Genomic DNA, 13607 nt, shown 5'->3' on the forward strand with positions numbered 1-13607 from the left:
TGTCCCGCACACAGCGTTACGACGCCGCCGATCCCGCGTCAAGCACTCATCTGGAAGATGCGTTCATCCCGCCCTGCCCTGCTGCGCCAGCAGCCGCCACGCATCAAGCCGCACCTTCATGAAAGCCAGAAGGAACACGCCTGTGAGCACCAGAACAATGGTCGGCGCGGGTGCGCTGTCGAGGAAGAAGGAGAGATAGACACCAGCCAGCGCGCTGCCCACCGCCACCAGAACGGAGGCCAGCAGCATGGCCCCGAATCGGCGCGTGAGAAGAAAGGCCACGGCGCCCGGTCCAATCAGCAGCGCCACGGCCAGAATCAGCCCCACCGCTTTCAGCGCCCCCACAATGGTGAGGGAGAGCATGGCCAGAAAGCCGTAATGCATCAGCCCCACCGGCAGGCCGATCGCGCGCGCCTGCGCCGGATCGAACGCATGCAGCAGCAGATCCCGCCACTTCATGGCGATGATGGCGCTCACCAGAACAGTAATCACCGCGCTTTCGACAATATCGTCGAAGCTGGTGCCCAGCACATCCCCGAACAGGATGTGATCGAGATGCACATCCGGCCTTGCCGCCGTGTAGAGCACGATGCCCAGCCCGAACATGCCGGAAAACACCACGCCCATCACCGTGTCTTCCTTCACCCGGCTGTTGGCGCGCAGATATCCCGTGCCCAGCGCACAGACCATGCCGGCGCAGAACGCCCCGACCGCCAGCGGAAGGCCCGCCATATAGGCCAGCACCACCCCCGGCAGCACGCCATGGGAGACCGCATCGCCCATCAGCGCCCAGCCGCGCAGCACCAGATAACAGGAGAGCAGTGCCATTGGCACCGCCACCAGCGCCGCGATAACCAGCGCCGAAACCATGAAGTCGAACTCGAACGGCAGCAGAAGGGTCGTCATCAGGTTGCTCATGCCCCCTCCTCCTGTGCCAGCGCCTCTGCCGCACGCCGGCGGGCGGCAAGAATGCCGTGGGTGGGGGCGAACACAAAGGCCAGCAGGAAGATCAGCGTCTGCAACACCACGATGATGCCACCCGTTGCGCCATCCAGAAAATAGGAGAGATAGGCGCCGAAAAAGCTGGTGCCCGCCCCCAGCAGCACGGCAAGCGTGATGAGGCGGGGGAAACGGTCTGTCAGCAGATAGGCGGTCGCGCCCGGCGTGACCACCATGGCAATGACGAGAAAGGCGCCCACGGTCTGCATCGCCGCCACGGTGGAGGCGGACAGCAGGGTGAAGAAGATGACCTTCAGAAGCCGCGTGCGCAGGCCGATGGTGCGCGCATGGGTCTCATCGAAGAAAGTGACCATCAGATCCTTCCAGATGACCAGAAGAATGGCCAGGGACACCACGCCGATAATCACAAGCTGAAGTGTATCCTCCGGAGAGATGGCGAGAATATTGCCCATGACGATGGTCTTGACATCCACCGACATGGGCGAAAGCGAAACCATGAACAGGCCGAGCCCGAAAAACGAGGTGAAGATGAGGCCGATGACGGCATCTTCCTTCAGCTTGGTGCGCTCCTGCAGGAACAGGATGGCCGCCGCCGCCAGACCGCCGGAAAAGAAGGCGCCGATGGAAAAGGGCAGCCCCAGCAGCCATGCGCCGGCAACACCGGGAACGATGGAATGGGACAGTGCATCACCGATCAGCGACCAGCCCTTGAGCATGAGGAAAGCGGAGAGAAAGGCGCACACCGCCCCCACTAGCGCGCTCACCCACATGGCGTTGGTCATGTAGTCATAGGTGAAAGGCTCCAGCAGCAGGCTCATGAAGGCCGCTCCTGCAAAGCCCGCTCCTGCGCGGCCTTCTCCCGCTCCGTCTGCCCGCTTGCGGCGGGGCGGTCCTGCACCAGCACCAGCGGGCGCTCATCATCCGTCAGCACCCCGACCATGCCGGCAGAAGAGCCATGGCTCTCATCCAGAACAAAGTGACGCAGGACACCGCCGAAAGCCTTTTCCAGATTGGCCTGGGTGAAGATTTCATCGGTCGGGCCATAGGCCAGCACCGTGCCCTTCAGCAGCACCGTGCGGTCACAGAATTCCGGCACGCTGCCCAGATTATGGGTGGACACCAGCATCACCCGCCCTTCATCGCGCAGCGATTTCAGCAGGGCGATGATGGCGTCTTCCGTTTTCACATCCACGCCGGTGAAGGGCTCATCCAGCAGGATGACGCGGGCATCCTGCGCCAGAGCGCGGGCCAGAAAGACCCGCTTCTTCTGGCCGCCGGAAAGCTCGCCGATCTGCCGGGTGCGGAACTCACTCATGTTCACGCGGGCCAGCGCCGCATCCACCATTTCACGGTCTTTGGCGCGGGGAATGCGCAGCATGTTCATGTGGCCATAGCGGCCCATCATCACCACATCTTCCACCAGCACGGGGAAGGTCCAGTCCACTTCCTCGGACTGGGGCACATAGGCGACGATATTGCGCCCGAGCGCCTCGCGCACGCTCATGCCCAGAATGGACACACTGCCCCGCGCGCTTTGCTGGAACCCCATGATGGTCTTGAACAAGGTGGACTTGCCCGAACCGTTCACGCCCACCAGCGCCGTGATGGTGCCGGTGGGAATCTCGAAACTCGCATTGCGCAGCGCGGTGTGGCCATTGCGATAGGCAACGGTCACATCGCGCACGCTCAGCCCGGCGCCGGGCGATCCGGAGGGGCCTGGAAGCCCCCCTGGCTGAAGCGCCATGTTCATTGCGCATTCTCCCTGGCGGCATCCGCCTTTTCCGGCGCAAGACCATCGGCGATGGTGTCCGAGGTGACGCGCAGCAGGTCGAGATAGGTGGGCACCGGCCCGTCCGCCTCGCTCAGCGAGTCCACATAAAGAACACCGCCATATCGCGCACCGGTTTCCCGCGCCACCTGCTTGGCCGGACGATCGGAAATGGTGCTTTCGGAGAAGATGACGCCGATATTGTTTGCCTTCATCTCATCGATGACCTTGCGCACCTGCTGCGGGGTGCCCTGTTGATCGGCATTGATCGGCCACAGATACAGCTGCTTGAGACCATAATCCCGCGCAAGATAGCTGAAAGCCCCCTCGCTCGTCACCAGCCAGCGCTGATTTTCCGGGATCTGCGCCAGCCTTTCGCGGATCGGGGCAACAGCATCCCTGATCTTCTGCTTGTAGGCCTCGGCATTGGCCTTGTAGACTTCGGCATTCTTCGGGTCGTGCTTGGCGAAGGCATCGCGAATATTGTCGACATAGATCAGCGCGGCTTCGGCGGACATCCATGCATGCGGGTTCGGCTTGCCCTCATAGGGCCCCTCATCGATGCTCATCGGCTCAATCCCCTCGGTGACCACGACACCGGGAACATCCTTGAGCCGGGCGAAGAATTTCTCGAACCACATCTCAAGATTCAGCCCGTTCCACAGCACGAGCTGGGCATCGCGCGCCTTCATCAGGTCACCCGGGGTGGGCTGGTAATTGTGGATTTCCGCGCCCGGGCGGGTGATGGATTCAACGATGGCAGCATCACCCGCCACATTGCGCGCCATATCGGCGATGACGGTGAAGGTGGTGATGGCCTTGAACTTCTGCTCCGGCGCATCCTCGGCATGGGCGGCGCCCGAAAAGGCCAGCGCCGCGCCAGACATGAACATGCCGGCAAGCAGCGCTCTCACGCCTCGTCCGCCAGCCACGCCCATGCGCGCCAGCCCTGCTTCCAGAAGCCCCCTGCATCCCGTCATCACCTGTCCTCCTCGATTCGATATCGGCTAGATTACAGGCCATTATCGCAATTGCAAATCAATTGCATTACGAACTGAGTCACACTTACAGTCCTGCGTGAGCCTTGTCGCGGGGGCAGATATGCCATTTATTCCAATGCGTTGCGTTCGGGGCAAAGAAAAAGCGCCCCAGAGGGGCGCTTCCTGCACATCTCGAAACCTGAAACGGAGGCCCGGCCTCACAGCCAGGGGCGTTCAGATGCCTTGGCGGTTTCATAGGCATTGATAGAGGAGGCCTTTTCCAGCGTCAGGCCGATATCGTCCAGCCCCTCAAGCAGGCAGCGCTTGCGGAAGGGGTCGATCTCGAAACGGACCTTGCCGCCATCCGGCCCACGGATTTCCTGTGCCGGCAGATCGATGGTGAGCGTGGCATTCGCGCCGCGGTCCGCATCCTCGAACAGCTTGTCCAGGTTTTCCTGGGAGACGATGATCGGCAGAATGCCGTTCTTGAAGCAGTTGTTGTAGAAGATGTCCGCGAACGAGGTCGAGATCACGCAACGGATGCCGAAATCCAGCAGCGCCCAGGGGGCATGCTCGCGCGAGGAGCCGCAGCCGAAATTGTCACCCGCGACAAGGATCTGGGCATTCTTGTAGGCCGGCTGGTTCAGCACGAAATCCGGATTGTCCGAACCATCCTCATTATAGCGCATCTCGGAGAACAGGCCCTTGCCGAGGCCGGTGCGCTTGATGGTCTTCAGATACTGCTTGGGGATGATCATGTCCGTATCGACATTGACCAGCTTCAGCGGGGCGGCGACCCCTTCAAGAACCGTGAACTTGTCCATGGAGACCTGCAAGCCTTCCTGTTGAAACATGGGCAGGCGCGATGATGGCAGCCGGAGGGCGCATCATCCAACCCGGATGGCCCTTTCATTAACAGGCGCGGGCGGCCTTGCCCAGCGCCGCGAGAAGAGGAATGGACGGAAGCCCGGCCCCGCCGGGTCCCTGCCCTCTCCAGCCTCACTCCTGCACTTCCATCACCGGCTGGCGGCCGATCAGCCGTGCAAGCTGGCGCACGCGGTTGCGCATGCGCTCATTCACCAGCGGCACCAGCTCCTGCGGAACGGTCAGCACCAGCTGCTCGTCACGCACCCGCAGGGGCACACGCGGCAGAATGCCCGGCATGGCGGCCGAAAGCAGATAGGCCACGCGCATGGCGCCGCCCAGAATGCGGGCCCGGTCCAGCGTGCCGGTGGAAACCAGTTCCAGAATCCGGCTGCCAAGATCATCCGCCCCCAGTCCCTCATAGCGGAAATAGACCGCAAGGGCGAGGAAGGCCCGCTCCTGATGATCCACCCCGACAAAGGTCGCGCGGGAGATGGAGTTCATGCTCTGCTCGCCGCGATAATCGGGATGCGCGCGCCAGCTGATGTCGGACAGCAGGCAGGCTGCCCGGCGCAGGCGGGTCTCGTCACGGGATTCCTCAAGCGCCGCGGAAGAGGCGAAGAAGGCATCGGTCCAGGCCACCAGCTCGCCCCCATGCCGGGGAGAGCGCGAGCGCAGCTGGTTCACCTCCGCCGCGCTCAGCAGCAGCGGATCTTCCGCCTGCTGTTCCGCGCTCAGCAGTGAATAGAGCAGCCCCTCCCGCACACCGAGCGCGGAAATCACCACCTGCGAGGCGCGGCCCTGCCGCACCACATGCTCCAGCACCATGGCCCCATAGGCCAGAAGCGGCCGGCGGGCGGAGGGCACCGCCTCGATATGCGCCAGGGTTTCCGTATCACCGCGATAGATGATGCGGGAGAATTCCAGCGCCTCGCGGGCGGGAATGGCATAGCCATGCATCACATGCAGCGGATAGCCCTTCTGGAACATGTGCAGCCGGGCCAGCGCGCGCCATGTGCCACCCACCGCATAGAAGGTGCGCCCGGCCAGACCGTCCAGCACGCCTTCTTCCGGCACGGTGTCACGAATGATCTTTTCCGCCTTGCGCAGGGAGCGCGAGGAACGGTCCTGCAAGGCAAGGCCGCCCAGCGGCAGGGTGATGCCGGTGCCGAGCGTGCGGCCCTTCACATCCACCAGCTCCAGAGAGCTGCCGCCCAGATCCCCCACCACGCCATCAGGATCATGCACGCCGGAAAGAATGCCGGAGGCGGCAAGCTCTGCCTCGCGCCTGCCGGAGAGGATCTCGATCTTCACCCCGCATATATCCTCGCAGGCGGCGATGAAGTCCGGCCCGTTCTGCGCATCGCGCGCGGCGGCCGTGGCCAGAGCGTGAACCCGGCCCACCTGCATGGCATCGCACAAGGCGCGAAAGCGGCGCAGCGTGGAAAAGGCCCGCTCCACCGCATCGTCCTGCAGGCGACCAGTGGAAACCACCTCGCGCCCCAGACCGCAGAGCACCTTCTCGTTGAACAGGGGCGTCAGCGCCCGCTCAAGGCCCTCATAAACGACAAGACGAACCGAGTTGGACCCGATGTCGATCACGGCAATGGGTGCGCCGGCCCCCATGCGCGCCGGCGCGTTTCGCGGATCATCCACCGCCTCAGCGCCGGACAAGGAGGCTGCGCGGTGAAGAATGTTTGAGAGACTTTCCACGTCCAGACAAGCTCGGGTTCGTCATGAAATATTGATGGGCGTTGAACGGTTCCTCGCCCGGGGCGGGGACTATGCGTTCAGAAGAACCATCGGGCAAGACCCGCCAGCTCTGTTGATTATCAATGAGATTGGCCACCATGATCTGCTCCAGCACCTGCTCATGCACGGTGGGATTGGTGATGGGGCACAATGTTTCCACGCGCCTGTCCAGATTTCTCTGCATCAGATCTGCGGAGGAAATATAGACTATTGCATTGGGGCTGGGCAGGCCGTGGCCCGCGCCGAAGCAATAGATGCGGGAATGCTCCAGAAAGCGCCCGACGATGGATTTCACACGGATATTGTCAGACAGGCCGGGAATACCGGGGCGCAGGCAGCAAATGCCGCGAATCACGCAATCCACCTGCACGCCGGCCTGACTGGCCTCGTACAGCGCATCGATGATTTCCGGGTCCACCAGCGAGTTGCACTTCAGCCAGATCGCCGCCGGGCGGCGGGCGCGGGCATGGGCGATTTCCTCGGCAATGTGGCGCAGCAGGCGCGGCTTGAGGGTGGTGGGCGAAACCGCCATCTCCTCCAGCTCGCCCGGCTCGGCATAGCCGGTGATGAAGTTGAAGATGCGCGCCACGTCCTGCGCGATCACGGGGTCCGTGGTGAAGAAGCTCAGATCGGTATAGATGCGCGCGGTGATGGGGTGATAATTGCCCGTGCCCACATGCACATAGGTGGTGAGGCCGCCGCCCTCGCGGCGCACCGCCATGGACAGCTTGCCATGGGTCTTCAGCTCGATGAAGCCGAACACCACCTGCACGCCGGCCCGCTCCAGATCACGCGCCCAGCGGATATTGGCCTCTTCATCGAAACGCGCCTTCAGCTCCACCAGCGCGGTGACGGACTTGCCGGCCTCCGCCGCCTCGGCCAGCGCCTTCACGATGGGGCTGTCGGAGGAGGTGCGATAGAGGGTCTGCTTGATGGCGACGACATTGGGGTCGCGGGCGGCCTGACGGAGAAACTGAACCACCACATCAAAGGATTCATAAGGGTGGTGAACAAGAATGTCCTTCTCGCGAATTGCGAGAAAGCAGTCTCCGCCATGGTCACGGATGCGCTCGGGAAATCGCGCATTATAGGCCTTGAACTTCAGGTCCGGCCGGTCCACCCCCACGAGCTGGGAAAACTCGTTCAGCGCCAGCACGCCATTGACGACGAAGATCTCGTCATCGGCCACGCCCAGTTCACGGGCCACGAAATTGCGCAGCTCCTCCGGCATGGCGGCATCCGCCTCCATGCGGATCACCTCGCCATAGCGGCGCTGCTTGAGCGCGGTCTCGAACAGGCGGACCAGATCTTCCGCCTCTTCCTCGATTTCCAGATCACTGTCACGAACGACACGGAAGACGCCCTGACCCTTCACCTCATATCCGGGGAAGAGCGAGGAGATGAACAGGCCGATCATCTGCTCCAGCGTGATGAAGCGCTGGCCGGCCACATCCGGCAGGTCCGGCAGGCGGATGAAACGGTCCACCTTGGCGGGAATGCGGATCAGGGCATTCATGCCCCGCCCGTCGCCCTTGCGCGCCAGTTGCAGCGCCAGCGAGAAGCCGAGATTGGGAATGAAGGGGAAGGGATGGGCCGGGTCGATCGCCAGCGGGGTCAGCACCGGGAACACGCGATTGAGGAAATATTCCTCCAGCGCCTCGATATCGGCTTCCGTCACATCCCCGCCGGACACAAGGGTGATGCCGACGCCGGCCAGATCCGTGCGCAGCTCCAGCCAGCGCTCCTGCTGGTCTGAAATGAGCTGGGCCGCGGTGGAAAGAATGACATTGAGCTGCTCGGAGGGCGTGCGTCCATCCGGGCTCTGGGTCTGCACCCCTTCGCGCACCTGCTCCTTCAGGCCGGCGACGCGCACCATGAAGAATTCGTCGAGATTGTTGGCCGAGATGGACAGGAAGCGCAGCTGCTCCAGCAATGGATGATTGCGGTTGGACGCCTCTTCCAGCACACGCCGGTTGAAATGCAGCCAGGACAGCTCACGATTGATGAAACGCTCCGGCGAGGAGGCCAGCTCCAGCACCTCCGCGGCTTCATCGGCAAGGGCGTTGATGGGGCTGGCGTTGATGTTGCTGGTAGGGTTCATGTCCGCCTCGTTCACGTCCGTATCGCTCCCCTGCGTCAGGGCCGCGGCTTTCACCGGGCCCATCACCATAACCCCATGCAGTCGCGCGGAAGATGGTGATGTTGGATGACACTTCTATGACGAAACGCACCTGTTCGGACATGACACACATCATGTCCGCTCATTATGACATGTCGTCATCCGGTTCGTCGTCATCTTCCCTGTCATCCGGGCCGGTTGCAAGATCCGGATTCTCCCGCAGGACCTGTGCGGCAAGGGTGCGGGTGAGCGGACGTTTCTGCGCCAGGGCGGCCTCATCCAGCGCCTCGACGATGCGCCGTGCCCCGGCAACCGAGCGCTGCATGCGCAGCAGGATGTAATTCACCGTCGCCTCGTCCACGGTGAGCTGGCGATCGGCGAACAGCTTGACCAGAACCGCGCCGAGCAGGGTGTCATCCGCCGGCTCGATCATGAAGACCGGAACCGCGCGCAGGCGCGAGGCCAGATCCGCCGTGGCCAGCCTGAAGGTGGAAGGCGGCGTGCGGGCTGTCATCAGCACGAAGGCATGCTGCTCTCGCGCCAGATTGAGCAGGTGGAACAGGGCGGCCTCATCGAACCCGCCGGGCTCCAGATCCTCCAGCGCAAGGGCGCCGTTTTCCAGCGCCCGCGGCACCCCGGCGCGGGTCAGCTCCCCCGCCGCCAGCACGCTCCCTCCGGCCTGTTCGGCGAAGATATGGGCCAGATGGCTCTTGCCTGCCCCCTCCGGGCCCACGAGGCACACCACGCGCGATGACCAGTGCGGGAATGCATCGATCAGCGCCAGTGCGGCCGCATTGCCGGGCGCGCCCAGAAAATCCTCGCGGCGCAGGGCCGGTGCAGTGGAAAGAGCCAGCGGAAGCTGGCGGGGAGAAGAGGTGGTCATGTATCAGATCTCAGCCCGCATCCACCGCCGAGGGCGGATCTTCACCTGTCCCCATATAGAGGCGCGATGCCCGGTAGCGGGTGATGGCAAAGCCCACCAGCACACCGGCAACCGCCGTCAGCGGCACCGCCAGCAGCAGGCCGACAAAGCCGAACAGATAGCCAAAGGCGAACAGCGCGAACATCAGCCATACCGGATGCACGCCGATACTGTCACCCACAAGCTTGGGCGCCAGCACATAGCCTTCGAGAACCTGCCCGAAAATGAAAATGCTGAAAATCACGCTGATCATCGACCAGTCCGGAAAGAACTGGACGATGGCCACGCCAATCGCCAGCACGAAGCCGGTGAGCGAGCCCACATAGGGAATGAAGGTGATGGCTCCGGACACGATGCCGATGAGCAGCCCGAAATTCAGACCGGACAGGGACAGGCTGATGGCATAGAAACTGCCCAGCAGCAGGCACACCATGGCCTGCCCGCGCACGAAGCCGGCCACCGCGCTGTCCATGGCGCGGGCCAGCTCACGCACCACCGGGCGGTGCGGCACCGGCACCAGACGGTCGACAAAGGCCACCATCTTGTCCCAGTCGCACAGGATGTAGAACATCACCACCGGCGTCACCACGATGAGGGCGAACATGGCCACCAGCGCCTGCCCCCCGGACCAGACCGAGGACAGCAGCCCCAGAAGATAGGTCACGCCCTGGGTCATCAGCTCGGAGATGGAACGCTGCATGTCGGGCAGGCGGTCGCCCACGATATGGCTCAGCCATTCGCGGTTCTCCTCGGTGAACAGGCCCTGCAGGCGGGCGACATAGGCCGGCAGGCGCTGCATGAACTCCATGAGCTGGGTGGTGAGGAGGGGCAGCAGCACCAGAAAGAAGATCACCACCGCCAGCAGCATGATCACCACCACCACCAGCGAGGCGGGCGTGCGCCCGATGCCGATGCGGCGCATGCGCACCACGACAGGATTGAGGAAATAGGCCAGCACGATACCCATGACGAAGGGCAGCAGGATGCCGCTCAGCAACCACAGGCTGAGCACCACCACGGCAAGCGCGCCGACCCAGAAGCGCCATTCGATGCGCATCGGCCCGGCTCCGCTGCGCCGGGCAGCAACCAGCGCCCGCATCGCGCTCTGTGCCGTGCGCCTCTTGCCTCGCCGCGCGAGGGACCGTGCCTGCCGGTTCTTCAGTTCGCCATGTGGCGTATCCATTCCGCGAGATAGGCAGCGGCGGAAAGGCACGTCAAGACCCCGACAGCCACCAGCCCGACATTGAACGCGCCGGGCAGATGAATATCAAACCCCGAAACAGCCAGAACAAAGGCCGCAAAGGCGATCTGCGCCGCCGTGTTGATTTTTGAAACCAGCAGCGGGCGGATCACCACCGGCCGGGCCATGACCAGGGAGAGCACCACCGCGCCGATGATCATCACATCCCGCGAGACGACGGCAATCGCCAGCCAGCGCGGAATCAGCTCCACCACCGCCAGCCCCACATAGATGGACACGAGCAGCGCCTTGTCCGCCACCGGGTCCAGATAGGCGCCAAGCTCGGTCTGCATGTTGAAGCGCTTGGCGATGAAACCGTCCAGCGCATCGGACACGCCGGCCACGAGGAACAGCCAGAAGGCGAGCTGCACCTCCTGCGCCGCGATGGCCCACACGATCGTGGGCACAAGAACGATCCGGAACAGGGTGATGAGGTTGGGCAGGCTGATGCCGCCTCCCGCGGGAGAGAACAGACCCTTCATGCCAGCGGCTCACCCGGCGCAAGTCCGGCACGGGTTCTCGACACACTCTGCTGCACCACCCAACCTCATGGTTCGACCTCTCCTGCCGGATCAGCGCTGCCCGCGTTTCACCGAGAAGGGCGAGAAGCCCTGCTGGCCGGCCATGGCCTGAATGCGCGTGATGTTGACATGCCGCGCCACGGTGCAGGCGAAGAAGACCTGCTCGGCAATGTCCGCGCCGGTCATCGGGGCCATGTCGGCATAGACGTTTCCGGCCGCACCGGCATCGCCCCGGAAGCGCACGACAGAGAATTCCGTCTCCACCATGCCGGGCTCGATATTGGTGACGCGCACGCCGGTTCCGGCGGTATCGGCCCACACATTCAGGGCGAACTGCTTCACGAAGGCCTTGGTGCCGCCATACACATTGCCGCCGGGATAGGGATAGTCACCCGCCACGGAGCCGGTGAACACCAGATGCCCCTCGCCCTGCCCGACCATCTGCGGCAGGGTGGCCGCAACCGTGTTGAGCATGCCGCGGATATTGGTGTCCACCATGGTGGCCCAGTCTTCGTCCCTGGCCTCCCATGTGGGCTCCAGCCCCATGGCCAGACCCGCATTGGCAAACACCACATTGAAGCGCGAGAAGCCCTCGGGAAGCCCCGCGACCAGCGCGCGGGTGGCCTCCAGATCACGCACATCCAGCTCCGCGGTGTGGATCAGATCCCCGAATTCCGCCTTCAGCGCCTCCAGCCTGTCCTTGCGGCGGGCCAGCGCGATCACGCGCGCACCGGCGGAGGCAAAGCGCCGCGCCGTCGCCGCGCCAATGCCGGACGATGCGCCGGTGATCAGCACGGTGAGGGTCCTGGGGTCCAGAAAAGTGGGGGCAGACTGGGTCATCGGGTCAGCTCCTGAATGTGTCCTGAATAAGAACGGGCCGCTTCGGAGAATGCCTCGCGCCCCAACCGCAGAAAAGAGGAACATAGAGTAGGGACGCAGCAGGCAGATACCCTTCATTGCCCATCGCGTCCACTTTCACGGCACGCAATGGCTGCATCGGCTTGGCCGACCTGCCCCACCGGGAACTTTATTTAAACCGAAATGATAATCGGCAACGCTTTTTGATCTGGCCCGCTTGCGATGCAGCGGAAACGCCGCATATGGTGACGCCGTGCCGCCATTTGGTCAGGATCAGCTGACACACTGGCGCAATAGGGGCATGTAGTGCACCGCCATTCCGGGTGCGGAGAAATTTGATGCAGGTGGTCCGACGTTCCGCAACCCTGACAGCCTTTCTGGCCCTTTCGGGCCTCACACTGGCCGGGTGCAGCACGGAACTCAGCGGATTCGGCTCCAAGCCTTCTGCGGTGGCCGGCAATTCGGTGCTCAGCGCACCTTCGGGCACGGTGGAAAGCAGCGCCCTGCCGCCTCCTGTAACCACGACCGGCAGCGTCAACACCGCCTCTGCCGCCGAGACGAAGCTTCCCGCCCGCACCACCACGGCCGCCAGCGCCATCAAGCCCAGCTCGGTGGCCAGCAATGTGCCCCTCACCCCGCCGACCGCGAATCCGGGGGCCACGGCCTATGCGCCTTCCGCCGCCAGCGAGCAGCTTGCGGGGGCATGGCAGTTCAAGTGGGATGACGGTCGCAATTCCTGCCCCCTCAGCCTTTCCGCAGAGCGCGGCGTCAGCAGCCTTGCCGCACAGGCCGACATCTCCTGCCCCGGCGAGATCTTCATGACCAAGGGCTGGACCATGATGGGGCCGGACATCATTCTGCAGAACCATCAGGGCAAGGTCACCGCCCGCCTCGCGCCGGACGGGCCGAACCACTATGTGGGTGAACTGGCCGACGGCAGCCAGAAGGTCGCCCTCGTCCGCTGACGGCGGCGCACGTTTCCCTCAGCCCCTGACCCATCCGCCCCTTGGAAAACGGGCTGCGGCAACCGGCCTGAAGGATGGCCAGCCGCCTCGGGCCTGTACGGGAATCACGGATACCCCGGCCCTCTGCCCGCGCCTTCCGGCCTGCCGGGGACGATCGTGGTGATTCCAAAAATGATCAGGAAAAAACCCGCATGGGCAGCCGCCGCCCTATGCGCCGGCTCGCCTGTGGAAGGGCCGGCCCATTCAGGACAGCACGGGACGGCAGACCGGCGCGCGGGGAACAAGATGCCTTGAGCACACGGGCCTTCACGGCCACACCCGCCCGCACACGGCCTTCAGCCGAAAATGACGGCCGCAGCGATCACACCATAGGAAACAAGGAAGAGGAGGCTATCCCTCATGATACGGCCCCTGGATGTCGTCATAACCTAATTCCACTTTATCCATGACCATTATGATATAAAAGTGATTATTGTAAAATAACAAATTTAAATGTGAATTAATCCGAAAATCCCATGAAATTCATATCCTTATAACCACATCGAGTTTGCGCGAAATAGGTTCCAACCCTATTTTCACGCATAATTTTAGTTGAATTTTATATATTGCGCAAATTTGAACGTTATTTTACCTTATACGCATTACATACACGCATTGA

12 protein-coding genes are annotated in these 13607 nt (G+C 63.1%); 1 reads left to right on the forward strand and 11 read right to left on the reverse strand.

Annotated features, from left to right (window positions below):
* Positions 1-63 precede the first annotated feature (63 nt).
* The 11 genes from ACT6QG_RS01935 to ACT6QG_RS01985 form a co-directional block, all read right to left on the reverse strand.
* Positions 64-918, reverse strand: coding sequence for a metal ABC transporter permease (locus ACT6QG_RS01935; protein ID WP_444975908.1), 855 nt, complete (start codon positions 916-918; stop codon positions 64-66).
* Positions 915-1778 (reverse strand): metal ABC transporter permease, encoded by an 864-nt coding sequence (locus ACT6QG_RS01940; RefSeq protein WP_444975909.1) that lies wholly within the window; start codon positions 1776-1778, stop codon positions 915-917. The genes ACT6QG_RS01935 and ACT6QG_RS01940 overlap by 4 nt, the downstream gene beginning before the upstream one ends.
* Positions 1775-2704: a manganese/iron ABC transporter ATP-binding protein gene (locus ACT6QG_RS01945; protein ID WP_444975910.1), complete on the reverse strand. Its 930-nt coding sequence runs from the start codon at positions 2702-2704 to the stop codon at positions 1775-1777. Before ACT6QG_RS01945 ends, ACT6QG_RS01940 begins: the two co-directional genes overlap by 4 nt.
* Positions 2705-2706: 2 nt before the next feature.
* Positions 2707-3615 carry a metal ABC transporter substrate-binding protein gene (locus tag ACT6QG_RS01950; RefSeq protein ID WP_444975953.1) on the reverse strand — a complete coding sequence of 303 codons (909 nt, stop codon included), beginning with the start codon at positions 3613-3615 and terminating at the stop codon, positions 2707-2709.
* A 311-nt stretch (positions 3616-3926) separates the two neighbouring features.
* Positions 3927-4532 carry a 3-isopropylmalate dehydratase small subunit gene (leuD, locus tag ACT6QG_RS01955; RefSeq protein ID WP_444975911.1) on the reverse strand — a complete coding sequence of 202 codons (606 nt, stop codon included), beginning with the start codon at positions 4530-4532 and terminating at the stop codon, positions 3927-3929.
* Positions 4533-4707: 175 nt separating this feature from the next.
* A complete protein-coding gene (ppx, locus tag ACT6QG_RS01960; RefSeq protein ID WP_444975954.1) occupies positions 4708-6198 on the reverse strand; it encodes an exopolyphosphatase in 1491 nt (496 codons plus the stop codon).
* A gap of 34 nt (positions 6199-6232) precedes the next feature.
* The gene (locus ACT6QG_RS01965) at positions 6233-8425 is read right to left on the reverse strand and encodes an RNA degradosome polyphosphate kinase (RefSeq protein ID WP_444975955.1); all 2193 of its coding nucleotides are present in this window, start codon (positions 8423-8425) and stop codon (positions 6233-6235) included.
* Positions 8426-8588: 163 nt separating this feature from the next.
* Positions 8589-9326 carry an HdaA/DnaA family protein gene (locus ACT6QG_RS01970; RefSeq protein WP_444975912.1) on the reverse strand — a complete coding sequence of 246 codons (738 nt, stop codon included), beginning with the start codon at positions 9324-9326 and terminating at the stop codon, positions 8589-8591.
* 10 nt (positions 9327-9336) lie between these two features.
* A complete protein-coding gene (locus ACT6QG_RS01975) occupies positions 9337-10422 on the reverse strand; it encodes an AI-2E family transporter (RefSeq protein ID WP_444975913.1) in 1086 nt (361 codons plus the stop codon).
* Between the two features lie 101 nt (positions 10423-10523).
* Positions 10524-11054, reverse strand: a complete 531-nt coding sequence (locus ACT6QG_RS01980) for a CDP-alcohol phosphatidyltransferase family protein (RefSeq protein WP_444975956.1) — start codon at positions 11052-11054, stop codon at positions 10524-10526.
* 123 nt (positions 11055-11177) lie between these two features.
* Positions 11178-11966: an SDR family NAD(P)-dependent oxidoreductase gene (locus tag ACT6QG_RS01985; RefSeq protein ID WP_444975914.1), complete on the reverse strand. Its 789-nt coding sequence runs from the start codon at positions 11964-11966 to the stop codon at positions 11178-11180.
* Between the two features lie 356 nt (positions 11967-12322).
* On the opposite strand from ACT6QG_RS01985, the gene ACT6QG_RS01990 reads away from it, so the two are divergent.
* Positions 12323-12949 carry a protease inhibitor Inh/omp19 family protein gene (locus ACT6QG_RS01990; protein ID WP_444975915.1) on the forward strand — a complete coding sequence of 209 codons (627 nt, stop codon included), beginning with the start codon at positions 12323-12325 and terminating at the stop codon, positions 12947-12949.
* Positions 12950-13607 lie beyond the last annotated feature (658 nt).

The organism is Haloleucobacter ellipsoideus, assembly GCF_052491725.1.